This is a genomic window from Xanthomonas sp. SS (assembly GCF_014236835.1).
GTDB lineage: Bacteria > Pseudomonadota > Gammaproteobacteria > Xanthomonadales > Xanthomonadaceae > Xanthomonas_A.
The window spans coordinates 4,711,304-4,736,574 of sequence record NZ_CP051190.1 but is presented as its reverse complement, the minus strand read 5'-3'; the positions used below and the strand labels follow the sequence as shown (position 1 = coordinate 4,736,574).

Here is a 25,271-nt window from a genome sequence, read left to right as displayed (position 1 = left end):
CTGGCTTGGAGCGGGACATGCGCCGTGCGCAGGCGAGGCCTGTGCGCGGGACGTCGACACCTGGCTGGCGCTGTCGATGCGGCCGGTTGCCTCGGAAGGGCGGCCGGCGCATGACGGATGGTTCGGGGAAACGGGCGTGGTGACCTGTCGATCGGGGCGCGCCCACGGTGGCAAGTGTAACGGTGTCGGGTCACTGCGGCCATGCCGGCGCTGCCACATCGCGCGCCGTCCTGTGGTCGTTCTGGCGGGGGCGATGCGCGGCGCAGTGGCCGCCAGTGGGGACGTCCTGCCGGCGCTGCGGCGCAAGTCCACTGCCGCGCCGCGCCGGCGGCGATCGGTATGCCGGAAGTGCAGGCGCCTATGAAATTGTGCGTGCCCGCGTGGTGGCGCTGCCGCCAGTGACTATGCTGTCCGGATCGGATCCAGCGACGCGCCAAGCAGGGAGTGCCCGGGAGGAAGCGTCTTCGGACGGCGGTTCGATTCCGCTACCGCCATCATCGCCAATCCCGATTGATGCGCCCGGATCGACGGACAGGAGAACGTGGATGAAGTGGATGCGCGCAATGCTGTTGGCAGGGGCGCTGCTGTTGGCCTGGTCGCTGCCCGCCGCCGCTGCGATGGCGGCCGACGGCCAGTTCAAGGTGCTGGTCGCGGCGATTCCCAACAAGTACCACCACGACTACATCCCGGTGGCCAAACCGCAGTTCGAGGCGCTGGCGCGGCAGCACTACTTCGAGCTGGTGTGGGCCTGGAACGCCGAGGCCTTCGATGGCGACCTGTCGCAGTACGCGGCCATCGTGCTGCTCAATACGCCGGCTACCGATCTCAATCCGGCGCAGCGCGCCAATTTCCAGAAATTCGTGCGCGGCGGTGGCGGCGTGGTCGCGGTGCACAAGGCGTTCGCGATCGCGCGCGGGCAGTGGGACTGGTACGACCGTCTGATCGGCCGCGCGTTCCGCACCCATCCTTATCTGCAGACCGCGATGGTGGATGTGGTCGATCGCAACTTCCCGGCCACTGCCGGCTTGCCGCAGCGCTGGCTGTGGTCGGACGAGTGGTACGAATACGATCCGCCGTACAGCGACGACCTGGTCACGCTGCTGACGGTGGACGAAACCAGCTACGACCCCACCCTGATCTGGCCCGGCCAGGCCGCCAAGGGCATGGGCAAGCCGCATCCAGTGGCCTGGTACCACCGCTTCGAAGGCGCGCGCGTGTTCGTCACCGCACTCGGCCACCAGGCCGAGGCCTACAACGATCCGCGCTACCTCGAACACCTGTACGGCGGCATCTACTGGGCCGCCACCGGCCACGGCATCGCCGGCGAGACGGCCCCGCCCGCGCCGCGCCCGCACTGAATCCGCCCGCGCCGCACTATCGCTGCGGGGCAATCCGAAGCCCCTCCTACAGAAGCACCCGGCCAGCAAACCATCCGCTTTTTGTAGGAGCGGCTTCAGCTGCGACAGGAGCCGAACGCCGCCGGGCAATCTGTCGGGGCTGAAGCCCCTCCTACAGTGCACCGGGCTAGCAAGCCGCACGCCTTTTTGTGGGAGCGACTTCAGGGCACCTCTAAAAACCTGCCTGCTTTGGCATCATAGGGTCTTAGCCAACAGCCGAGGTCGCGCGATGATCAGCTTGTTTGCCGGACACGAACGCGAAGCCAAGCGCCAGCAGATAGGCGACCCGCTGACCCTGCTTTCGCGTCATATCGATTTCGCAGCGATTGCCCAAGCCGTCGATGCGAAGCTGTCCTTGGGCACCGGTACGCGAGGGGGCCGTCCGGCTTGGCCGACGGTGGTCATGATCAAACTGTTGCTGCTGCAGCAGCTGTACAACCTCTCTGACGATGCGCTGGAGTACCAGGTGCTGGATCGGCGCAGTTTCCAGCAGTTCCTTGGACTGGAACACAGCGGCAAGGTGCCTGACGCCAAGACGATCTGGGTGTGGCGCGAGCGGCTCAAGGCGCAGGATCTGATGGGCGACATCAGCGCAGCGGTCGGCGTGCAATTGCAGCGGGCGGGATTCATTGCGCGTGGCGGCCAGATCATCGATGCGAGCATCGTCAGCGCCCCGATCCAACGCAACACGCGCGAGGAGAACGCACAGATCAAGCAGGGTGGCGAGGTAGGCCAAGACTGGAGCGACGCCAAGCGGGCGCAGAAGGATGTGCAAGCCCGCTGGACCCGCAAGCACGGCAAGGCGCATTACGGCTACAAGCTGCACGCCAGCACCGATCGGCGTTGGGGCTTCATCCGCCGCCATGCGGTGAGCGCAGCCAACGTGCATGACAGCCGACACTTCGAGGAGGTGCTGGACCCCAGCAATCGCGGACGCACGGTGTGGGCCGACAGTGGCTATGCCGACGCATCGCGGGAGGCCGATCTGACGCAACGCGGCTATCGGTCGGCCATTCAGCACCAGGGCCAGGCGCGCAAGCCGCTAAGCGCGGCCGAACAGCGCCGCAACCGGCGGCTTGCCAAGGACCGGGTGTTCGGCGAACACCCGTTCGCGCGGCTGGCGCAGCAGGGCGGTAAATACCTGCGCACCATCGGGTTGGCACGGGCCACGGTGGTGATCGGGTTGAAGGTCGCCAGTCACAACCTGATGCGGCTGGCGCGGCTGCAGCAGCGGGCCATGGCGCCCGCGTGAGCGGGTGAGGCGGCCAATCCGGCCGCTCTTCCTACATCCAGGACCCCTGCGAAGCACGTTGGCTTCCTCGAACAGCCGTAACGGCAGCGCCTTTGCAGCTCACTTCAGTGAAATGACGGGTTGTTCGAGGTGCCCTTCAGTCGCGATGCGCGTTACCGATCACGCCCATCGCGGCCGATAGTCCAGATCCACCCGAAGTCGTCCCGCTAGCCCGCAACCAGCACATCGCAAACCCTCAGCCCTGTTCTCGCGACGCTGCCTGGTCCACCACCGCCGGCGCCGCACCACCCCGCGCCATGCTCGAAAACACCCCATCGCGGCGCACCCAGGCATGGAACAGCGCCGCGCACAGATGCCCCAGCACCGTGGCGAACAGCAGATACGCCAGCCACCCATGCGCGCTGCGCAGCAAGGCATACAGCGCCGGGCTGTGCGACGCGATCGGCGGCAACTGCGCGCCCGGCCACAGCACGATCGGATAGCCGCCGGCCGACAGCATCGACCAGCCCAACAACGGCATCGCCAGCATCAACGCATACAACAACCAGTGCGAGGCCAGCGCCGCCGTTTTCTGCCACCACGGCAGGTCCGCCGGCAGCGGCGGCGGCCGATGGCGCAGGCGGTTGCCCAGGCGCACGATCGCCAGCAGCAAGATCGCGATGCCCAACGGGCGGTGCAGGTCGAGCAGCCACGGCCGCTGCGACACCGAGGCGACCATGCCCACGCCGACGAACAGCATGGTCAGGATCATCGCCGCCATCAGCCAGTGCAGCAGGCGCGCGGTCAGGTTGAAATGCCCGGAGGCGTTGGCGCGGCTCATTGCGCACCCCCATGCGCCTGGCCGGTCGCATCCGGCGCCTGGCCGCGGCCGATCTCGCGTTCGCGGCGGTTGAACGAGTGCGAATACACCGCCGAGCGCGCGGCCAGGATCGGGTCGTCGGAACCGGCGATGCCGCGCGGCAGGATCAACGGGTCATAGTTCAGATCGCGGCACGGGCCGGTGGCCTGCGGCTCGGCGTGGTCGAGCACCAGGGTGCCGGCTACCACCTGTTGCCGGCCCTGCGGCCACGGCTGCGATGGATCGTTTACGGGGTCGCCGGGCGCGGCCACGGTCAGCACCAGGTCCCAGCGCAGCGGTCCTTGCGCCAGCCGCGCCTGCAGGTCCTCGCCGAGGAAATCGGCATCGGCCTGCGCGCGCTGCGCCGCGGACAGTTCCTTGAACGCGGTCTGCGGCCGCATCGACCAGCGCACGAAGCGGCTGCTGCCGTCGGCGGCGATGAAGCGGAAGCTGTTGACCCCGTTGTACTGGGTGTTGGCCCAACTGTCCGACCACGGCGCGGTCTTGGCCCACTGCTGGAATTTCTTCGCTTCCGGATAGCGTTGCACGAACGCGGCCAGCTTCGCCGGGTCCGGCTTGCCGGTGGCCGGGTCCGGCTGCGCGGCCAGGGTCTGCGCCATGAAGCCTTCCGGCGTGGCCACCACGAAGAACGGGAAGCTGTTCATCGCCGTGCGCCACTGCTGGCCGTCGTCGCTGCGCAGCAGCAGCGCCATGCTGCGCACCCGCGCCGTGGCATCGGCGCCATGCGGATCGCCGCCGCCGATCGACAGCCGCCCCAGCACCGGCACCGAGGCCTGGGCGAACACCCGCGCCGAGGACAGCGCACTGGCCTGGCCGTTGCCCTCGAAATGCCCGCTCACGCACATGCCCTTGCTGTGCGCGCGGCGAAACCCCGGATGCGGCGGGCCGCCGGCCTCGATGGCGTCGGTCATGCGCTGCGCGGTCAGCCGCTGCGGCCCGCCCAGCCAGCCCGCGCTCCAGGCGAAGGCGGCGGCGAGCGCGGCGGCGATGGCGGCAATGCCGGCCAGCGGCAGCCAGGGCCGCGGGCGCGGCGGCGGGGTGGGAGCGGGATGGGACATGGGGGCGACTCCTTTGGCGTTGGCGATTGGGAGTGAGACGTCCGGCGCCGCGTTCTATTCCCGAGGCGACGCCTGTTCGGCGTTTGCGTTGCGCTTTTTCGCCGCCGGCGGCTCCTTGCGGCCCGCCAGGCTGCACAATCGCGTGGATGTCGCCGCCCAGACGGGCGGCTCGCCCCGGCCAGGGAATAATCCGCCTCGCCGTGCGTCCTACCTGTGATTGCCCCTTCCCGAGCGCTGCACGCCACCCTGCCCATGGACGAACTCGACGACGATTCCCTGCGTGCGCTGATGCCCCGATTGCGGCGCTTCGCCCAGTCGCTGAGCGGCGATGCGGCCAGTGCCGACGACCTGGTGCAGGCGGCGCTGGAACGCGCGTTGCGGCGCTGGTCCACGCGCCGCGACGCCGATGCGCTGCAGCCGTGGCTGTTCGCGATCGTGTACCGGCAGTTCGTCGACGCGCGCCGGCGCGCGCAGCGCTGGCAGCGGGTGCTGGCCCTGTTCGCGCCGCAGCAGCCGACCCAGGCGCCATCCGCCGAACAGGTGCACGACGGCCGCGCGATGCTGGCGGCGTTCGCGCAACTGCCGGCCGAGCAGCGCGCGTTGCTGTTGCTGGTCAGCGTCGAAGGCTTCAGCTACCGCGACGCGGCCACCGCGCTGGACCTGCCGATCGGCACGGTGATGTCGCGGTTGTCGCGCGCCCGCGAGAAACTGCGCCAGCTCGGCGAAGGCCGCAGCGGCAACCCTGCCTTGCGAGTGCTCAAATGACCGTGCTGCGCCCCGACGACGAAACCCTGCACGCCTATGTCGATGGCCGCCTGGACCCTGCGCGGCGCGCGCAGGTCGCCGCATGGCTGCAGGCCAATCCTGAGCACGCCGCGCGCGTGGCCGGCTGGAAACAGGACGCCGACGCGCTGCGCGCGGCCTGGGCCGGTGCGGAGGCGATGCCGGCCAACCCGGTATTGACCGTGCCCGCGCTGCGCCGCCGCGTGCGCCAGCGGCGCCGCACGCTGGCCGCCATGGCGGCCAGCTGCGTGCTGACGCTTGGCCTGGGCATCACGCTTGGCTGGCAGCTGCGCGACAGTCGCCTCGGCGGCGAGCGCCTGCCGATGGCCGACGCGGTGGCCGCGTACCGCCTGTTCGCCGACGGCGAGCAGCCGCTGGAATTCGACCCGGCGCGACGGGTGGCCTTGCAGGGCTGGCTGCGCACCCATTTCGGCGCCGCCGGCGCGGTGCCGGACCTGCAGGCGCAGGGCTTCGCGCTGCGCGGCGGGCGCTTGTTGTCTACCCCCGAAGGCGCCGCGGCGATGCTGGTCTACCAGGACGCCGACGGCGCGCGCATCGGCCTGTACCTGCGTCCGCGCAGCGCCCGCCTCGGCAACGGCGAGCGCCGCGACGGCCGCCTGCTGGCGCAGTACTGGTCCGAAGGAAACACCGCCTTCGCCCTGGTCGGCCCGGCCACGCAGACCCGCATGCGCCAGATCGCCCCGCTGCTGCGCGGGCAGGGCTGAGCCAGCAGAAGGCGTCGGGACTGAAGTCCCTTCCACAGTGCACCCCAGCGGGCGTCCGCGAGCTCCTGTAGGAGCGGCTTCAGCCGCGACCAACGAAGTCAGTAACCCGGCGATTTTGCTTTTCTGTCGCGGCTGAAGCCGCTCCTACAGTGCACCCTGCAAGAGAGCCGCAAATTCCTTGTGGGAGCGACTTCAGTCGCGACGAGCGAAGGGGTGAAGATGCCGCGACCGGACCGCGTCGGGACTGAAGTCCCTCCCACAGGGCACCCAGCGAACAGGCTGCAAGTTCCTGTTCCTGTAGGAGCGGCTTCAGCCGCGACCAACGAAGTCAGTAACCCGGCTATTTTGCTTGTCTGTCGCGGCTGAAGCCGCTCCTACAATGCACGCTGCGAGCAAGCCGCAAGCCCCTTGTGGGAGCGGCTTCAGCCGCGACGAGCGAAGCGATGGAGGTGCCGTGGCCGGACAGTGTCGGTAGACCCCGACACCCCGCCAAACCCTACCCGGCGTAGCGCGCCTTCAGCATCGCGTAGGCCGAGCGCAGTGCCAGCGCTTCGCCGCCGGCGGGGCGGCCGGGGCGGTCGCTGTCGTTCCAGGCGTACACGTCCAGGTGCGCCCAGGCCTGCCGCGCCGGCACGAAGCGCTCCAGGTACAGCGCCGCGGTCACCGCGCCGGCCATGCGCGAGCCGGCGTTGGCCAGGTCGGCGATCGAGCTGGTCAGGTAGCGCAGGTACGGGCGCCACAGCGGCATGCGCCACACCGGGTCGCGGCTGCGTTCGCCGGCGGCGATCCAGGCCTGCGCCAGCGCGTCGTCGTTGGAAAACAGCGCCGGCAGATCCGGCCCCAGCGCGACCCGCGCCGCGCCGGTCAGCGTGGCGAAATCCAGGATCGCGTCCGGCGCCTGTTCGCTGGCGTAGGTCAGCGCGTCGCACAGCACCAATCGGCCTTCGGCATCGGTGTTGTCGATCTCCACACTGATGCCCTGGCGGGTGGCGATCACGTCGCCGGGGCGGAACGCGTCCGGGCCGACCGCGTTCTCCACCGCCGCGAGCAGCACGGTCAGCCGCAGCGGCAGCCGCTGCGCCATCACCAGCCCGGCCAGCGCCAGCGCATGCGCCGCGCCGCCCATGTCCTTCTTCATGTGGCGCATGCCGTCGGCCGGTTTCAGATCCAGGCCGCCGGTGTCGAAGCACACGCCCTTGCCGACCAGCGCCACGTGCGGGTGCGCGTCTTCGCCCCAGCGCAGCACGATCAGCCGCGGCGCGCGGTGCGAGGCGCGGCCGACCGCGTGGATCGCCGGGAAGTTGCGCAGCAGCAACTCTTCGCCAACGATGCTTTCGCACTGCGCGCCGTGCGCGTCGGCGATCGCGCGCGCGGCCGCTTCCAGCTGGTCCGGCCCCATGTCCTCGGCCGGCGTGTTGACCCAGTCGCGCACGCGCACGCACGCCTCCAGCTGGTCGCACACCTCCGCGCTCGGCGTGGCCAGCAGCTGCGCCGGCACCCGCGTCGGCTGCTTGTAGCGGGCGAAGCGGTAGCTGCCCAGGCCCCAGCCCAGGTGCAGCGCGGCCTGCTCCTCCTCGCTCAGCGCGCTGGCCAGCCGCCAGCTGCTGCCGGCCGGCAGCGCGTGCGGCGCGTGCGCGTAGGCATAGGCATCGCCGCGGTCGCCCACACCCAGCACCGCCGCGGCCACGCCATCCGCGCCGGGCAGCAACAGCACCGTGCCGGGGGCGGCCACGAACTGCTGCGCGTCCAGCCACGCCACCCAGGCCGGCGCCTGCGCGGCGCGCCATTCGGCCAGGCGTTCGCGGTCCAGCACATGCAGCGGCAGCGCGTGGGGGGAGGCATCGGTGAAGCCGGAAGGCAGGGACATCAGCGGGTCCTTGTGGGGCGGGCGCGGCCGGCGCGGCGCGCGGCCAGGGCGAAGAGGCGGCAGCGGGCGGCGCTCATGCGCGCGCGCCGAGGGCCGGCTGCGTGGCGTCCAGCCAGTCGGCCAGGCCGGTGAGGGTATCGAAGTGCAGGTCCGGCGGCGTGGGCGGATGCCAGGCCTGCGCGTCGCGGTTGATCCAGCAACCGCGCAGCCCGGCCTGCATCGCGCCGACCACGTCCATCTCGATGTGGTCGCCGACGTGCAGTACCTCCGCACAGGGCACGCCCAGGCGCGCGCAGGCGGCGTGGAAGATGCTCGGGTCCGGCTTGGCCGCACCGTGTTCGCGCGCGCTGAGCTGGAACGCGAAATGCGAGGCCAGGCCGATCGTGGCCAGGTCGGCGTTGCCGTTGCTCAGCGCCACCACCGGCATCCGCGCGGCGATCCGCTGCAGCGCGGCGATGCTGTCCGGATAGCACTCCACCTGGTTGCGCGCGGCATAGAACACCGCGAACGCCGGCTCCACCAGCGCCTCGTCGGCGCCGCTGTCGCGCAGCGCGCGGCGCAGGGTCAGCCGGCGCATCTCGCTCAGGTCGTGGACCAGGTGCGGATGCGCGGCGAACACCTCATCGCGCAGCTGCCGCATCGCCGCGATCGGGAACCGCTCGGCGGTGCGCGGACTGTGCTGCAGCAGCCAGTCGTGCAACACCTGCTCGATGCGCGCGCCGATCGGCGCGAACGGCCACAGCGTGTCGTCCAGGTCCAGCGTGATCGCGCGAACGGGGAAGGAAGGCAAGGAAGTCACTCGCAACATTTTACGCGAACCCGCCGCAGCGACCGTCGCCCTAGGTAGACACGCGCGCCGCCAGCGCCGCGCCGACCGCTTTTCCGAGTCCGAAGTCCCGAGTCCCCAGTCCCGCCACTCATTCCAGCAACCTGGCCCAGCGCTGCATGCCTTCCACCCGCGCCAGCACCATCTTGATGCACACCAGCAGCGGCACCGCCAGCAGCAGCCCGATCATGCCCCACAGCCAGCCGAACAGCATCAGCGCCAGGATCAGCATCAGCGGCGAGATCGCCATGCGCCGGCCGAGCACGATCGGCGTCACCACCTGGCCTTCGAGCATGTGCAGCGCCAGGTACAGGATCGCCGGTAGCGCCGCGCTCAGCGGATCGCGGAACTCCACGAAGCCCATCAGCAGCATCAGGATCGCGCCGATCAGCGGGCCCACGTACGGGGCGAAGTTCAGCAGCGCCACCACCGTGCCCCACAGCAGCGCTTCCTGCAGCGGAATCTTCAGCAGCACCAGGATGCCGGCGAAGATCAGCCCGACCAGGGTGTTGATGACGCTGATGGTCAGCACGTAGCGCGACACCTCGCGCTCGATCGAACGCAGGATGTCGGTGGTGAATTTCTGCTGCTGGCGGTTCGGCAGCAGCGCGATCGCATGCCGCTGCAGGTTCTCGCCGAACACCATGAAGAAGAACGTCAGCAATACCACCGCCAGCGCCGAGGCGGCCAGCCGCGGGGTGCGCACCAGCGCCTTGTACGGATCGTCCAGCTGGGTGCGGATCACCTGCACGCGGCGGCCGTTGTCGCCGCCGGCGGCGCGCGCGAAATTCTCCGCCGCCTGGTTGGCCTGCTGCATCGGCTTGGTCAGGTCGCGCACCTGGGTGGCGATGTGGCGCATCTGCCCGGGCGCCTGTTGCACCCACTCGGCGGCCGGCCCGGCCAACTGCATGGTCAGCGCCGTGGCCACCGCCATGCCCGACAGCAGCACCAGCAGCGCGCCAAGGAAGCGCGGCACGTACAGCCGCCGCAGCCCGCGCAGGATCGGATTGCCGACCAGGGCGAAGAACGCGGCCAGCAGCACCGGCAGGATCACCTCCTGCGCCGCCCACAAGGTGTAGCCCACCGCCAGCGTCGCCAGCACCACCAACGACATCGGTCCGCGCGGGCGCGGTGCGGGCGGTGGCGGGAAGGCGTCCTCGGGGGGCGGTGCCACGTCGCCGGCGTCGGCCACGGATTCGGAGAGAGTGCTCATCGGACCTGCGCTGCGTACGGTGGCCCCGGCACGCGTCCGCTGGACACGCGCCGTTCGGCACAAAAAGGGGAAGCGGAGTGTAGGCCGATCCTGGCCTGCGCGGTATGAAGGCGGCGTGGCGACCGCAGCGGGTCGCGACGCGACGCTCAGCGTTCGGAGACGTCGGTGGCCGCTTCGGCCGCGCGCGGCGGCGCCTGCGGCGATGCGGCGAACGGCGCATCGACCGGCGCGGTGGCCACGACGGGCGCAACGGGCGCAAACGGCGGCCGCGGCACGCCTGCGGCCGCGGGCGTCTCGACCGCCTCGGCCGCATCCTGCGCGGTGTCCGCCGCGCGTTCGGCCTGGTCGGAGGCTTCCTTGACCTTGGTCGCGGTCAGCAGGCTGGAGACCGCGCTGAGCATCTGCAGCCAGCGCGCGCCGCCAAGCTTGCCGATCGCCGCCGCCGGCTCGGCGCGTCCGGCCAGAAAACCGGCGCCCAACCCCACCGCGACGATGCGCAGCGGCGTCCAGCCTTCGCGCCAGACCCGCTGCAGCGTGGTCCACTGCGTCTGCATCTGCTGCTGGCGGCCTTCCAGCACCGTCTCGGCGCGGGCGATGCGGTGCTGCAGTTGATCGAATTTCATCGGCGCGTCTCGCTGGCCGCGGCTGCGTTGCCGCCGGCATGATCCTCGTCGTCGTCGCCACCGATCCCCAGCTTCGCCAGCTGGCGGCGGGTGGCGTCGAGCTTGCTCATCTCGAAATAGCGCAGCGCCTGCCAGGCGCCCAGGGCGGTGACCACCAGACTGAACGCAGCGGTCGCCGAGATCGACGCCAGCCACGACCAACCCAGCCGCTGCAGCACCGCGATCAACGCGCCCATCAGCAGCATCCATGCCGACGCGCCGAACGACACCGCGATGGTCAGCCACACCAGCGCCCGCGCCAGGGCCGCACGCGCCAGGGCCAGATCCGCCACCACCAGCTTGCGCAGCGCGCGGCTGGCTTCCAGCGTGGCGTTCAGGCCCTCGCGGCCGGCCTGGCCGAACTCGCGGAACGATTGCTCCAGCGAGGGCTGTTCGGCCTCCGCTGGATCGGGCGCGGCGGCGCCGTCGCGGGCCTGCTCGTCGCTCACGTGGCTTACTTGTCGCTGCTGCGCGCCAGCTTGGCGATGATCCAGCCGGTGGCGAAGGCCACGCCGAACGAAGCCAGCGGGCGCTCGCGGATCAGCTCGGCGGCGCTGTCGATCAGATCGCGGCCCTTGTCCAGCAGCACATCGACCTGCTCCTTCGCCGCGGCACCGCCGAACTCGGCAGCGGCCAGCCCGGACAGCGCGCTGTCGGACAGCTCGGCCTTGACGTTGGCCTTGCCCAGCTTCAGCTCGTCGCCCGCGGCACCGGCGGCGCCCTTGATCGCGTCGCCGGCGTAGCTGGCGGCCGACTTCAGGTGCGAACCGGCTTCGCTGAGGTTGTCCTTGAGGTTTTCGGTATTGGTGGGGTTGGCATTCATCGCGTGTCTCCTGACGGTGGTAGGGGCATACCTGCGCGCGGCAGGCGGTTCGCGGATCGCGATCGAGACAAATAGCATCGACGCGGTGTAGAGCTTGTTAGGCCCGGGCGGCACGCGTACATCTTGGTGGCTCGCATTATGTCCAAGTACAGCGCGCCCCGCGCACCCAGGCTTTCTGTAGGAGCGGCTTCAGCCGCGACGAACGGAGTGGCAGACCTCGCCGGCAACCGGACCGCGTCGGGGCTGAAGCCCCTCCCACAGTGCACCCAGCCAGACGGCCGCACGCTTTTTGTGGGAGCGACTTCAGTCGCGACGAGCGGAAGCGGAAGACGTAGCCCGTCTCGGATCCTGTCGGGGCTGAAGCCCCTCCTACAGTGCACCCGGCCGGATGGCCGACGGCTTTTTGTAGGAGCGGCTTCAGCCGCGACGAGCGGAGCCGCAAACCTGGCCGCTCCCGGAACCGATCAGCGCCGCCGCCCCGCACCCACCTCACTGCATCAACAAATCCGCCTGCGCCCCGCCACGCACCACGCGCAGCACCAACTGCGCCGGCTTGCGCGCGAAATTGGCGCGGAAGCTGGCCAGGTCGGCGAACTCGCCGGTGGAGGCGGCCATCACGATGTCGCCGCTGGCCAAGCCATTGCGCGCCGCGCGGCTGCCGCGCGCCACGGTCCCGACCAGTACCCCGTTGATGCCGGACTGGCGCAGCGATTCGGGCAGGTCGGTGAAGCTGGCGCCGCCCAGCCGCGGGTCCAGCGACTCGCCGCTCACCGCACGCGGCTGCTCCTTCAAGGTGGCCTTGATCTGCAGCGGCTTGCCGTCGCGGCGCACGTCCAGCGTCACCGTGCTGCCCACCGGCTGCAGGCCTTCGTAGTTGTGCAACGCCTCGGCGCTGTCCAGCCGTTCGCCGTTGGCGCCCACCACCACGTCACCGGGCTGCAGCCCCGCGCCGGCCGCCGCCGAACCGGTCAGCACCCGCGTCACCAGCGCGCCGCGCGGCGCGTCCAGGCCCAGGCCCTGCGCCATCTGCGCGGTCAGGTTCTGGGTCTCGATGCCGAAGGTGCCGCGGATCATCACCCCGTTGTTCTTCAGCAACTGCTCGACCACCGCCCGCGCCAGGTTCGACGGGATCGCCAGGCCCAGGCCGATGTTGCCGGCCATGCTGCCCTGCGGGTTGAAGCTGGCGGTGTTGATGCCGACCAGCTCGCCGTGCAGGTCCACCAGCGCGCCGCCGGAGTTGCCCGGGTTGATCGAGGCGTCGGTCTGGATGAAGTTCTGGTAGCCCAGGCCGCGGATGCCGTTGCGGCCCATCGCCGAAACGATGCCCGAGGTCACCGTCTGGGTGAAACCGAACGGGTTGCCGATCGCCACCACGAAATCGCCCACGCGCAGCTTGCTGCTGTCGCCCAGGCGGATCTCGGTGAGCTTGTCGGCCTTGATCCGGATCAGCGCCACGTCGGTGTCCGCGTCCGAGCCCATGAACTCGGCCTTGAAGCTGCGCCCGTCGGCCAGGGTCACCTGCACGTCGTCGGCGTTCTCCACCACGTGGTGGTTGGTCAGCACATAGCCGTTCTTGGCGTCGATGATCACGCCCGAGCCCAGCGACTCGTTGATCCGCTCCTGCGGGATGTCCGGGAACAGGCGGCGGAAGAACGGGTCGTTGAAGTACGGATTGCGCACCCGCACCACCTGCTTGGTGTTGATGCTGACCACCGCCGGCATGGTCTGCTGCAGCATCGGCGCCAGTGACGGCAGCGGCTGCCCGGCCACCGAGGCCGGCAAGGCGGCGCTGCCGGCCACCGTTTGCGCCACCGGCGCGGCGGGGGCGGGCGCGGCCTCGGCGCGGTTGTCCAGGTGCGCGTTGATCGCGGTGGCGGCGAAACCGCCGAAGGCAGCGGCGGCGGTCAGGGTCAGCAGCGTGGGCAGCGGTCGCATGGGTCGGGTTCCGGATGACGCGGCGGGGGACGCAAGGCAGATGGGCGCCGAGGCGCATAAATCAAGATGAACGCGCGGCGTTTAACCGCCAGTGAAAGCCCGGCGCCGGGCAAACCCACGGCGGCGTACGGAGGCGCCGAACCACCCGGTTTCGGCGTTGACAGCGGGCCCGCCCAGGGTTAGCGTGGGCACTTCGTTTTGCCACTACATGTAGCGGTAAGACGTCAAAGCAACCCAACTACTGGGGTTTTCGCTGGGGTCGATACCCCAGGGGGCGCACGCAGTGACGCATGGCGTGAACGTGAGACGGGCGGTCGAACGCCCTATGCATTCCCATTCGGCCGAAGGGCGGCGCCGCGCGCGCTGCCGCGGCTGTCGTCGTCGCGCAGCGCAAACCGCATACAAATAAGAGACACGGCGGACGGCCACCCCCATCCGCCCCATCGGGACAGGTTCGAGGAGAACAGAAAAGAATGAGCACGGTGCGCCTGGAAGTCGTCCAGACCGAGTCCAAGCAGAACCCCATCCCGATGCAGCCTGCGTCGCAGGATATCTGGGACAAGAAATACCGCCTGAAGACCAAGCAGGGCGACCCGCTGGATGCCGACATCGACGGCACCTACCAGCGCGTGGCGCGCGCGCTGGCCGATGCCGAGGCCACCGAGGAAAAGCGCGCCTACTGGTTCGAACGCTTCGCCTGGGCGCTGCGCCGCGGTGCGATCCCGGCCGGGCGCATCACCTCCAACGCCGGCGCGCTGGAACACAAGCCGGCCACCAGCACCATCAACTGCACCGTGTCGGGCACCGTCACCGACTCGATGGACGGCATCCTGGAGAAGGTCCACGAAGCCGGCCTGACCCTCAAGGCCGGCTGCGGCATCGGCTACGAGTTCAGCACGCTGCGCCCGCGCGGCGCGTTCGTGGCCGGCGCCGGCGCCTACACCTCCGGGCCGATGTCGTTCATGGATATCTTCGACAAGATGTGCTTCACCGTGTCCTCGGCCGGCGGCCGCCGCGGCGCGCAGATGGGCACCTTCGACGTGTCGCACCCGGACGTGAAGGACTTCATCCGCGCCAAGCGCGAGGACGGGCGCCTGCGCCAGTTCAACCTGTCGCTGCTGATCACCGACGGCTTCATGCAGGCGGTGGAGACCGACGCCGACTGGCCGCTGGTGTTCCCGGTGAACCGCAAGGAAGAGGCCGACATCGACCTGACCAGCGCCACCGACGTGGTCTGGCGCGACTGGCCCACCCACAGCAACTACATCGTGCGCGACGACGGCCTGGTCGCGTGCAAGGTGTACGGGCAGATCCGCGCCCGCCACCTGTGGGACATGATCATGGTCTCCACCTACGACTACGCCGAGCCGGGCTTCATCCTGATCGACCGCGTCAACGAAATGAACAACAACTGGTGGTGCGAGAACATCCGCGCCACCAACCCGTGCGGCGAGCAGCCGCTGCCGCCGTACGGCGCCTGCCTGCTCGGCTCGATCAACCTCACCAACTTCGTGCGCGACCCGTTCACCGCGCAGGCGCGCTTCGACTGGGAGGAGTACAAGGAAGTGGTGCGCGTGTTCACCCGCATGCTCGACAACGTGGTCGAGGTCAACGGCCTGCCGCTGCAGCAGCAGCGCGACGAGATCCTGCGCAAGCGCCGCCACGGCATGGGCTTCCTCGGCCTGGGCTCGACCATGACCATGCTGCAGATGAAGTACGGCAGCGCCGCCTCGTGCGAATTCACCGAAGCCATCGCCCGCGAAATGGCCGTGGCCGGCTGGGAAACCGCCCTGACCCTGGCCAAGGAAAAAGGCCCGGCGCCGATCATGCAGGAGACCTTCGCCGTCACCGCCGCCATGCTGCGCCAGCGCCCGGAAATGGCCAAGGACGGTTGGCGCGTGGGCCAGCAGATCGAAGGCAAGCTGCTGCACGCCAAGTACAGCCGCTACATGCAGCGCATCGCCGAAGTGGCGCCGGAACTGGTGGACGAACTGGCCGAAGTGGGCGCGCGCTTCACCCACCACAGCTCCATCGCCCCCACCGGCACCATCTCGCTGAGCCTGGCCAACAACGCCTCCAACGGCATCGAGCCCAGCTTCGCCCACCACTACAGCCGCAACGTGATCCGCGAAGGCAAGAAGTCCAAGGAGAAGGTGGACGTGTTCTCCTTCGAACTGCTGGCCTACCGCCACCTGGTCAACGCCAAGGCGATGCCGTTCGCCGAGGCCGCCGACGCGCAGCTGCCGGACTACTTCATCTCCGCCGACGACATCCACCCCAAGGAACACGTGGACGTGCAGGCCGCGGCGCAGAAGTGGGTGGACAGCTCCATCTCCAAGACCGCCAACGTCCCCACCGACTACCCCTACGAGCAGTTCAAGGACATCTACCGCTACGCGCACCAGCAGGGGTTGAAGGGCTGCACCACGTTCCGCTTCAACCCGGCCGCCTTCCAGGGCGTGCTGGTCAAGGAAGCGGACCTGGAGAACACCACCTACCGCTTCGAACTGGAAGACGGCAGCATGGTGGAAGTGAAGGGCAACGAGCAGATCGAATACGACGGCGAAATGCACACCGCCGCCAACCTGTTCGACGCCCTGAAAGAAGGGTATTACGGCAAGTTCTGAAGGCCAGGTTTTGTGTCTCCCGCAGCGGCGGGGGACATGGCGGCGGCGGGGAAATCGGGGAAGCGGCATGCGGGCTTTCCCCAACGCTTCCCCACCGCGCGTCGTTTGCCGTCGCATCCGGTTCCACGCTTCACGCCAATCGGTATAGCATCGCCCGCGTTACATAAACACTGACACCCTGAGGAGGGTTTTTTATGAGCAACGGTAATGGTGTGACGGCGACGCTGACGCAAGTCGCCGAAAACGTAAAAGAGACCGCCAGCAACATGGGCGACGCGATCGCCGCCACCGCCAGCGATGCCGTCGCCAGCGTCAAGCAGACCGCCGGGAACGTGCAGAAGCGCGTGCAGGACCAGGTCGCCAAGACCCGCAAGGCGGTCAAGAAGGCCGAGAAGGCCGTGGCCAAGCGCGCAGAGAAGGCCGGCAAGTCGGTGAAGAAGACCGTCGCCAACGCGCGCAAGAAACTGGAAGCGGCCAAGGCCAGCGCCCAGTCCGAAGCCGCCGCGCTGAAGAAGGCCGGCAAGAAGACCGCCAAGAAGGCGGCTGCGAAGAAGGCCCCGGCCAAGAAAGCCGCCGCCAAGAAGACCGCGACCAAGAAGGCCGCAGTGAAGAAGGCGCCGGCCAAGAAGGCGGTAGCGAAGAAGTCGGTAGCGAAGAAGGCCGCGCCGAAGAAGGCGGTCAAGAAGGTCGCCGCGAAGAAGGCCGTGGCCAAGAAGTCGGTGGCCGCCAAGAAGACCGCGGTCAAGAAGAGCGTCGGCGCGCGCAAGGCCGTCGCCAAGAAGGCAGTGAAGAAGGTCGCCAAGGCCGCCAAGAAGAGCACCGCCAAGGTCGCCAAGAAGACCGCCGCAACGAAGAAGACCGCCGTGCGCAAGAGCGCCGGCAAGAAGGCCGCGGCCACCCGCGCCCGGAAGTAAGCCGTCCCACGCTGCATCCTCTCTCCCGTTCGCGGGAGAGGGGCAGGGCGAGGGACGCACGCCCCAACACGACACGCACATCAGGAACGCATCATGGCCGTCAAGATCGACAAGAAAATCAAGGGCTACGCCGTCGTCACCGCCGAAGACAAGGCGCGCGAAGCGGCGCCACCGGTGCCCGCCGCGTCGATCGACCGCGCCACCGCCGAGGCCGAAGTGCCGGTGGACAACATCATCCACATGCACGAGCGCATCGAGCGCCCGGACGTGCTGATCGGCAGCACCTACAAGATCAAATCGCCGTTGGTGGAACACGCCATGTACGTGACCCTCAACGACATCGTGCTCAACGCCGGCACCGAGCACGAACTGCGCCGCCCGTTCGAGATCTTCGTCAACTCCAAGTCCATGGAACACTTCCAGTGGATCGTGGCGCTGACCCGCATCATGTCCGCCGTGTTCCGCAAGGGCGGCGACGTCACCTTCCTGGTCGACGAGATGAAGGCCGTGTTCGACCCCAAGGGCGGTTACTTCAAGGCCGGCGGCGTGTACATGCCCTCGCTGGTCGCCGAACTGGGCAGCATCGTCGAAGAGCACATGAAGTCCATCGGCCTGCTGCACGACCCGGAGATGAGCGACCACCAGCGCGCGCTGATCAACGAAAAACGCAAGCAGTACGAAGACCGCTCAAAAAAAAACAATGAAATGAAGCCGGCTGTTCCTTCTCCTGCGGGAGAAGGTGCCCGAAGGGCGGATGAGGGTACGGTTTCGACCGACTCAACCGCCGACCACGAAGAAGACATCGCCGTCACCGGCGACGGCGCGAGTTTCCCGCCGTCGGCCACGATGTGCCACAAGTGCAACACCAAGGCCTTGGTCATCATGGACGGGTGTGCTACTTGTTTGAATTGTGGTTATTCGAAGTGTGGGTGAGCTATGAATATAAAGGCGCTTACTTTTTCTGAGCTTGAGATTCAGCGAATTTTTGGTCACGAAGCCGCAGAGAGCGAAGATATTGAACGGCTTCGCGAATACTATTTTAAAAACGATACCTATGAGCAAGTAACGTCCGAACTTCCATTTCGAATTCTTGTCGGGCATAAGGGTGTCGGTAAGTCGGCCTTATTCAAGGTCGCGATGGCGGAAGCAGAGGAGCAGGGAAGGCTCACAGTTCTCATCAGGCCTGACGACATAGTCGGAATTGGCTCCGATACGGGGGACTTCATTCGGGCTATTCGAGATTGGAAAGAGGGGCTAGTCTCCATAATCGGAGAGAAGATCGTTACTGGCTTTGGGTTTGAGAACACTGCTCTTAATAAGGCTGCTCTGGTTGGTGGTCAATTGCTAAATGCGGTTGCAGCATTCTTTGAAGAAAAGAAGCCTCTTGTTGGAGGGGTGAAGAAAAATGTACTTCAACACTTTTTGAAGTATAAGTGTGTAAGCATCTACATAGATGACTTGGATCGTGGCTGGCAGGGGCGTCCGCACGATATACATCGAATATCGGCTCTCCTTAATGCAGTTAGGGATTTGGCGGCTGACAATAGAGGGCTGAGCTTTAAAATTTCTCTTCGGTCGGATGTTTACTACTTAGTTCGGACGTCAGATGAATCTACAGATAAGATTGAAGGGTCTGTTATTTGGCATGCTTGGAATAATCACGAAATATTTGCGTTGTTAGTTAAGCGTATACGTACCTTCTTTGGGGAGGTTGGTGATGAAAAGGTTTTGGTTACGCTAAAGCAAACTCAGCTGGCTGAGACGTTAACTAAGGTGATGGAGGGTCGCTTTAGTGGTGAAGGTAAGTGGCGTAACGCACCAATTTATCGCGTGCTGATGTCCCTAATAAGGAAACGTCCGAGGGACCTTGTTAAGCTACTAACGCTTGCTGCACGAGAGACTCGCAATCGAGGGGGTGATAAGATTTCGACATCTGATTTTAAGGCAATCTTTGACGAATATTCACAGGGGCGAATTCAAGATACCGTGAATGAATTCCGATTTGAGCTCCCTGAGATAGAGCGACTCCTAGTCAACATGAAGCCTAATAAAAGGGAGAGGCAAGCGCGGTCGGGTTACGTATATCAGACTGACAAGCTTCTTGAGAAGATTAGAGGCATTTCCCAAATGGGAAAGTTTCAGTTCTCGAATGGGAAGGTTGCGGATGAAAAGGCCTTGGCTGCCTTCATGTACAAAATTAATTTTCTTGTGGCGAGAAAGGACATGCCTGATGAATCGGTTGTAAGGCGATACTTCGAAGAAAATAGGTATTTATCTTCAAATTTTGCTGATTTTGGTTTCGCCTGGGAGATTCATCCTGCTTATAGATGGGCGCTTCAGCCCGATTCTTTGGCTGATATATTCCAGCAGTTAGCATTGACTGACTAGAGAATTTAACTCTGAATAACCTTGCCGGGCTTCACCTTCGAAGCATTTGAAGCCACGGCAGGTGTGCCAGTTTTGCTAGGTTAACTGCGGTTTTCTTGCATTGTCTAGCATGCGCAACCGTCTTTGCGCCGCCGAAAGCGGTCCAGTCAAGTACTTGTTCTGTTCCCTTCTAGAGAACCGAATGCCGTGGTCCGAATACCGGGCTCAGAGTAGATTTTCTATTTATGTATAGCCTGAATTTCTGTCTACAAAAGTCGTTGACGCAGGGTTTGGCAAAGAACAAAATTGAATCGCTGCGTTAAATCACGCAGCCGGGCTTGGCAGCCCGACCACTCAGGCGCACCAGCGCCCATCTTCGATGCCCGGCGCTTTTTTGTTGCCCGGGCGTTATCGTGGGCGATTAGCTCGCATGCTTCATGGCGGGCGGTACGTGGAGGCCGCAAGGCCTGCCGGTCCCTGAGTCCGGTCTGCCAACCCGTACCGTCCGCCACCCTGCTTGGCAGCAGTGGGCGGACTTCTTTCAACTCAGGAGAAGTCGTCTATGTCCCGCAAAGCAACCGCACCCACGAGTAACCCGTCCTCCCGTCGCCGTACCCGCGATGCCACGCCGTCGCCCGCCACGCCTTTCGTCCCCGGCCCGATGCCGCGCGTCCCGCTCGGCGACCTGACGTACACCACGCTGTTCAATCCGGTCCTGACGGAAGACGAACTGCCGCGCAAGCGCGCGCCGCGTCCGCATCAACCCACGCAGTGCACCATTGGCTACACCTGCCACGACGTGATGGTGGACGGCCACCGGCAGAGCCAGCGCATTCCCACCCTGCGCTTGAGCGGCCAGTGGCTGGAAGCCTTGGGATTCGCGCCGGGTAGCAAGCCGCAGATCGCCATCGTCGATGGCGCGTTGGTGATCACGCCCGTGCCGAACGCCAAGCGGTGCTGAGCCATCGCGCCGACTGATCGAGTGCGTGTCGGTGCTGGTCGGGCGCGAGTCGGATTGCCAGTCAGCATTGGGAGTTGCCGCGTGGTTTTGGTTTTATAGCCACGCGCCCATCGTTCGTGCGCGCGACACGAACAATGGGCACAAGCATTGGTCCAGACGATGGACAAGTTTTGATTTGGCAGGGAGCACCCGGCGCTCGACCTTTGAGTTTCCAGTCTCCAGTTGGCTGCCTGCGGCTCGACTCCAGCGATGGGCTAGGCAGGGCGGTGGACCTTGCTGGAGTGGCCGGTGGCTGAGGCGTGGCTCCCACCGCTTGTTGGCCGGTAGCGGGGCGGCCGGCCAGCAAAAAAGTTTTGGCCGTCTCAGAATTTGCAACAAAGGAGCGATACGATTGTTAGCGCTGGGCAATGCCTGCGCACTGCGGTTGCCCGCCTACAACTCTATCAAGCTCAAGGATGACGCAATGTCGAACCCCCACGTTCGCCTTTCCCGCCGTATCGGTGTGGCCTGCCTGTGGCTGCTTGCCGGGATGCTGGCTTCGCCGCTGAGCCAAGCGGCGCCGCAGCCGCAATACGGACCACCCTATTCGGCCAACTCCCCGAGCGGTTCAGCCGCCTTTCCAACGGTCGGCCAAGCGGTGCAGTTCATCCATGATGGGATCATGCGGCTGTGTGAAAGCGGTACGGGAGGTTGCGTCAACCCGCCTGTCATTACCGATTCTTACAGCGACGGTTATACGGTTGCCTACGTTTATTCCAACGGGCGTGAGTGGGGGAGGGTGTTCGCGAACGACAACATCCCCGGCCAAGGCTCGCCAGCTAAGAATGCGGGCAGCTGCAACACCATGTGCACCGGCGGCCTGGGCCAGCAGGGCGACAACACAGGCCCGCATGGCAGCAGCGGCGACGCGGCGCTGAAACAGGGTGGCGTGCATCGGGGCAGTTCCTTCGAAGGCGACCCGATCAATACCGCCACCGGCAACATGTTCCGCCAGGACACCGACTACGATTCGCCGACCTGGCTGACGCTGCGCCGCTTCTACAACAGCAAGACCTTCGTCACCCCGGTCGCGCTGGGCAAGCAGTGGCGCCATTCGTTCGAACGCACCCTGGACGTCATGCTGTCCAGCGTCGCCAATGGCGGCAGCCGGGTCGAGGCCCGGCGTCCGGATGGTGGCGTGGAACGGTTCCGCCTGAGCAACGGAGTGTGGACGACGGATCCGGACATGCCCGACATCCTGACCGAGCGCCGCGACAGCGCAGGCCTGTTGCTGGGCTTTGCGTTGGAGGTCAGGGCCACGCAGCAGACGGAGATCTACGACACTGCTGGCCTGCTGCGCTCGGTCTTCGACCGCATGGGCCAGACGGTGCTGACCCTGTCCTACAGCGATCCGCCGACGGTGCCCGGCACCAAGACCCCACCCAACCTGCTGCAGCGGGTGACCGACGCGGGTGGCCGCGCGCTGAGCTTCGCTTATGACAGCAATAGCCGCCTGAGCACGGTCACTTTGCCGGATGGCGGCACGCTGACCTACGGCTACGACACCACCGGCAACCTGACCTCTGTGCAATACCCGGATGGCAAGACGCGCCAATACGTCTACAACGAGCAAACGCTCACCTCCAAGGCAAACCTGCCCACGGCCCTGACCGGCGTCATCGACGAGAAGGGCATCCGCTTCGAGAGCACCGGCTACGCCAGCAACGGCAAGGCGATCTCCTCAAGCTTCGCCGGCAACGTCGACGCCATGACGGTCGAATACGCCGCATCGACCTACAACTGGGGCATTCCAGCGACCATCACCTCGCCACTGGGGACGCGGGTCACCCTGGGCTACACCGACAGTGGCTATGGATCGCTGAAGCCGACCGGTGCCGGCGCGGCGTGCGGCGAACAATGCAACCAGCCGTGGAAGTCGCTGACCTACGATGCCAATGGTTACCCGGCCTCGACGACCGACTTCAAGGGCAACATCACCAAGACGACGTATGCGGCGGGCGGCCTGCTGACCCAGCAGATCGATGCATCCGGCACCGCGCAGCAACGCACGACCAACACCACCTGGAACACCAGCCTGCGCGTGCCGCTGACCCGCATTGTGCTCGATGCCGCAGGCGCCACGGCCGCCAAGACGGCATGGACCTACAACGCACGCGGCCAGCAAACGGCGCGTTGCGAGGTCGATCCAGCCGTGTCCGCTGCCATGAGCTACAGCTGCGGCAGCGCCGCCAATGCGCCGGCTGGTGTGCGCCAATGGCGGACGAGCTATTGCGATACCGTCGATGGCACGCAGTGCCCGCAAATCGGCCTGGTGCTGAGCCAGGACGGCCCGCGCACCGACGTCGCGGATACGACCACGTATCGCTACTACCTGACCGCCGACGAATCCGGGTGCGCCAATGTCGGCGGCGCCTGCCATCGCGCCGGGGATCTGTCTCAAGTGGTCGATGCGCTGGGTCGGGCGACGACCTATGTAGCCTACGATCGCAATGGCCGTCCGACGCGCACCCAGGACGCCAATGGCCTGATCCGCGACCTCACCTACACCCCGCGCGGTTGGGCGGCATCGAGCACGCTGCGCGCGAGCGCCGACGGCACGCCGTCGGACCAGGACCAGACCACGCTCGTCGCCTACGATGCCGTTGGCAACGTCAGCAAGGTCACCGATCCCGACGGGACGTTCGTCATCTATGGATACGACGCTGCGCACCGCCTGACCGACGTGACCGATGGTGCCGGCAACAGCATCCACTACACGCTGGACCCATCCGGCAACCGATTCAAGGAAGACACCAAGGACGCATCCGGCACGCTGAAGCACACGCTGTCGCGGATCTACAACAAGCTCGGCCAGCTGGCCACCCAGGCCACCGCCGAGGCCGATCCCACCGACTTCAGCTACGACCTCAACGGCAACGTGCAACTGGTCACCGACGCACTCAAGCGCAAGACGCAGACCGACTACGACCCGCTGAACCGGGTCAAGCAGATCCTGCAGGACGTCGGCGGCATCGCCGCGAAGACCCAGTTCGACTACGACGCGCTGGACCGCACCACTAAGGTCACCGATCCCAAGGGCCTGGCGACGAGTTACCAATACAACGGCCTGGGCGACCTGCTCAAGCTGACCAGCCCCGACACCGGCGCGACCAGCTACACCTATAACAGCGCCGGTAATCTGGCTACACAGACCGACGCGCGCGGCACCAAGACCAACTACATCTATGACGCGCTCGGCCGCCTGGCCAAGGCGACCTACGCCGACAAGGCGCTGATTGCGACCTATACCTACGACGCAAGCCAGACCGTTTGCGCCACCGGCGAGACCTTCGCGTTGGGTCGCCTGAGCAAGCTGCAGGACGGCAGCGGCCTGACCCAGTATTGCTACGACCGCTTCGGCCGCGTGGTGCGCAAGGTGCAGACCACCAACGGCAAGGCGTTCACCGTGCGCTACGCCTACACCAAGGGTGGCCGCCTGAGCCGGGTGACGTATCCGGACGGCGCGGTGGTGGACTACGTGCGCAATGCGCTTGGGCAGGCGACGGAAGTAGGTGTCACCGCAGCCGGTGGCACGCGACAGAAACTGCTCGGCGGCGCCACCTATTACCCGTTCGGCCCCAGCGCCGGCTGGTCCTACGGCAACGGCCGGCCACTGCAGCGCGTGCTCGACCAGGACTACCGCCCGCTGACGATCCAGGACAGCCGCAGCGACGGCCTCAACATCGGCTTCGGCTTCGACCCGGTCGGCAACCTCACTGCGCTGACTGCGCCGGGCAACACCGCTCCGGTCGTGAGCCTGGGCTACGACAACCTGGACCGGTTGACCGCGTTCAAGGACGGCCCGACCGGCGCCGTGATCGACGGCTACAGCTACGACGCCACCGGCAACCGGCTTAGCGCCCAGGTCAACGGCAGCAGCCAGACCTACAGCTACCCGACCGACAGCCACCACCTGGCGAGCGTGGCCGGCGCCGCGCGCAGCTACGACGCGGCGGGCAACACCACGGCCATCGACGGCACGGCCCGCGAGTTCGCCTACGACGCAACCGGGCGCATGAGCCAGGCAAAGCGCAGCGGCACGCTGGCGATGGAATATCGCTACAACGACCGCGGCGAGCAGGTGCGCCGCTTCCTGGGCACGACCAACACCTACACGGTCTACGACGAAGCCGGGCACTGGCTGGGCGACTACGACGATGCGGGTAAGTCGCTCCAGCAAGCGATCTGGCTCGACGACCTACCGGTGGGTGTGCTGGTCGGCACCGCCTTGAACTACGTGCAGCCGGATCACCTCGGCGCGCCACGGACAGTCATCGATCCAGTGCGCGACGTAGCGATCTGGAAGTGGGACATCAAGGGCGAGGCCTTCGGCAACACCCCGCCGGACCAGGATGCGGATCGCGATGGCACGGCATTCGTGTTCGGCATGCGCTTCCCAGGGCAGCGTTATGACAGTGCGACGGGGCTGAACCAGAATTATTTCCGAGACTACGATACTAGCGCTGGTCGCTATGGACAGAGCGATCCGATCGGTTTGGCCGGAGGGACCAATACCTTTCTATATGTCATGGCAAAGTCACTTGAGCTTTTTGATCCTCTAGGTTTAATTGACTTAAAGATTCCAGGCGCAGCCGTGAGTATCCATGCAAATCCGGGGCCGGACGTTACTGATTTTAGGCCGGAGCATGAGCCCGCTCACGTTCATCTTGGAAGTAATGATGGCCCGCGAGTCGATGTCGAGAACTTCAAGCCTTTAACTGCGGCAGATGCTCGAAAAATGACAAAAGAACAGATGAAAATGTGCGCTCGGCTTACCAAGGCTGAGAAGGTTTTAATAAGAGCTAGGCAGGCGGCTATTTTTAGATATGGAAAGTATATTATTAAGGCCATGGCAATGCCGGCGGTTGGTGCCGATTCGTTCACTACAGCTTGCCGCTCTGACCCCGTGAAATGCGCAGAATTAATTGAGAGTGCGGGGCCGCCGCCTTACATGGAGAACTAA

Annotated in this window: 18 protein-coding genes and 1 pseudogene; 10 read left to right on the top strand and 9 right to left on the bottom strand. The window is 66.2% G+C overall.

The window, feature by feature from the left end:
• Positions 1 to 554 precede the first annotated feature (554 nt).
• Positions 555 to 1,358 carry a ThuA domain-containing protein gene (locus tag HEP74_RS20060; protein WP_185816731.1) on the top strand — a complete coding sequence of 268 codons (804 nt, stop codon included), beginning with the start codon at positions 555 to 557 and terminating at the stop codon, positions 1,356 to 1,358.
• Between the two features lie 268 nt (positions 1,359 to 1,626).
• The gene (locus HEP74_RS20055) at positions 1,627 to 2,649 is read left to right on the top strand and encodes an IS5 family transposase (RefSeq protein ID WP_185814357.1); all 1,023 of its coding nucleotides are present in this window, start codon (positions 1,627 to 1,629) and stop codon (positions 2,647 to 2,649) included.
• Positions 2,650 to 2,884: 235 nt separating this feature from the next.
• On the opposite strand, the gene HEP74_RS20050 is transcribed toward HEP74_RS20055, so the two are convergent.
• Positions 2,885 to 3,469, bottom strand: coding sequence for a cytochrome b (locus HEP74_RS20050; RefSeq protein ID WP_185814356.1), 585 nt, complete (start codon positions 3,467 to 3,469; stop codon positions 2,885 to 2,887).
• Positions 3,466 to 4,566, bottom strand: a complete 1,101-nt coding sequence (locus HEP74_RS20045; protein WP_185814355.1) for a catalase family peroxidase — start codon at positions 4,564 to 4,566, stop codon at positions 3,466 to 3,468. Before HEP74_RS20045 ends, HEP74_RS20050 begins: the two co-directional genes overlap by 4 nt.
• 252 nt (positions 4,567 to 4,818) lie before the next feature.
• Here HEP74_RS20045 and HEP74_RS20040 point away from each other — a divergent pair, with 252 nt between their 5' ends.
• Together HEP74_RS20040 and HEP74_RS20035 are read left to right on the top strand one after the other, a co-directional pair.
• Positions 4,819 to 5,331, top strand: coding sequence for an RNA polymerase sigma factor (locus tag HEP74_RS20040; protein WP_185814354.1), 513 nt, complete (start codon positions 4,819 to 4,821; stop codon positions 5,329 to 5,331).
• Positions 5,328 to 6,074 carry an anti-sigma factor family protein gene (locus tag HEP74_RS20035; RefSeq protein WP_185814353.1) on the top strand — a complete coding sequence of 249 codons (747 nt, stop codon included), beginning with the start codon at positions 5,328 to 5,330 and terminating at the stop codon, positions 6,072 to 6,074. Before HEP74_RS20040 ends, HEP74_RS20035 begins: the two co-directional genes overlap by 4 nt.
• A gap of 496 nt (positions 6,075 to 6,570) precedes the next feature.
• Here HEP74_RS20035 and HEP74_RS20030 read toward each other — a convergent pair whose 3' ends face one another.
• From HEP74_RS20030 to HEP74_RS20000, 7 genes and pseudogenes are all read right to left on the bottom strand, one after another.
• Complete coding sequence (locus tag HEP74_RS20030) at positions 6,571 to 7,941, bottom strand: leucyl aminopeptidase family protein (protein WP_185814352.1); 1,371 nt, start codon at positions 7,939 to 7,941, stop codon at positions 6,571 to 6,573.
• A gap of 73 nt (positions 7,942 to 8,014) precedes the next feature.
• Positions 8,015 to 8,749: an HAD family hydrolase gene (locus HEP74_RS20025; RefSeq protein ID WP_185814351.1), complete on the bottom strand. Its 735-nt coding sequence runs from the start codon at positions 8,747 to 8,749 to the stop codon at positions 8,015 to 8,017.
• Positions 8,750 to 8,858: 109 nt separating this feature from the next.
• Positions 8,859 to 9,980, bottom strand: a complete 1,122-nt coding sequence (locus HEP74_RS20020; RefSeq protein ID WP_185814350.1) for an AI-2E family transporter — start codon at positions 9,978 to 9,980, stop codon at positions 8,859 to 8,861.
• 305 nt (positions 9,981 to 10,285) lie between these two features.
• Positions 10,286 to 10,603: pseudogene (locus HEP74_RS20015) on the bottom strand (hypothetical protein); the annotation flags it as partial.
• The gene (locus HEP74_RS20010) at positions 10,600 to 11,091 is read right to left on the bottom strand and encodes a phage holin family protein (protein ID WP_185814348.1); all 492 of its coding nucleotides are present in this window, start codon (positions 11,089 to 11,091) and stop codon (positions 10,600 to 10,602) included. The pseudogene HEP74_RS20015 and the gene HEP74_RS20010, both read right to left, overlap by 4 nt.
• Positions 11,092 to 11,096: 5 nt before the next feature.
• Entirely contained in the window at positions 11,097 to 11,465 is a 369-nt protein-coding gene (locus HEP74_RS20005) for a hypothetical protein (RefSeq protein WP_185814347.1), read from the bottom strand.
• Between the two features lie 489 nt (positions 11,466 to 11,954).
• Positions 11,955 to 13,400 carry a Do family serine endopeptidase gene (locus HEP74_RS20000; protein ID WP_179569515.1) on the bottom strand — a complete coding sequence of 482 codons (1,446 nt, stop codon included), beginning with the start codon at positions 13,398 to 13,400 and terminating at the stop codon, positions 11,955 to 11,957.
• A 473-nt stretch (positions 13,401 to 13,873) separates the two neighbouring features.
• On the opposite strand from HEP74_RS20000, the gene HEP74_RS19995 reads away from it, so the two are divergent.
• The 6 genes from HEP74_RS19995 to HEP74_RS19970 all read left to right on the top strand — a co-directional run bounded on the left by HEP74_RS19995 (position 13,874) and on the right by HEP74_RS19970 (position 25,271).
• Entirely contained in the window at positions 13,874 to 16,027 is a 2,154-nt protein-coding gene (locus HEP74_RS19995) for an adenosylcobalamin-dependent ribonucleoside-diphosphate reductase (protein WP_185814346.1), read from the top strand.
• 194 nt (positions 16,028 to 16,221) lie between these two features.
• A complete protein-coding gene (locus HEP74_RS19990; protein WP_185814345.1) occupies positions 16,222 to 16,941 on the top strand; it encodes a hypothetical protein in 720 nt (239 codons plus the stop codon).
• Between the two features lie 93 nt (positions 16,942 to 17,034).
• Entirely contained in the window at positions 17,035 to 17,874 is an 840-nt protein-coding gene (locus HEP74_RS19985; protein WP_185814344.1) for a TSCPD domain-containing protein, read from the top strand.
• 3 nt (positions 17,875 to 17,877) lie between these two features.
• A complete protein-coding gene (locus HEP74_RS19980; RefSeq protein ID WP_185814343.1) occupies positions 17,878 to 19,329 on the top strand; it encodes a P-loop ATPase, Sll1717 family in 1,452 nt (483 codons plus the stop codon).
• 541 nt (positions 19,330 to 19,870) lie between these two features.
• Entirely contained in the window at positions 19,871 to 20,269 is a 399-nt protein-coding gene (locus HEP74_RS19975; RefSeq protein WP_185814342.1) for a SymE family type I addiction module toxin, read from the top strand.
• A gap of 463 nt (positions 20,270 to 20,732) precedes the next feature.
• The gene (locus HEP74_RS19970) at positions 20,733 to 25,271 is read left to right on the top strand and encodes an RHS repeat-associated core domain-containing protein (protein ID WP_255427811.1); all 4,539 of its coding nucleotides are present in this window, start codon (positions 20,733 to 20,735) and stop codon (positions 25,269 to 25,271) included.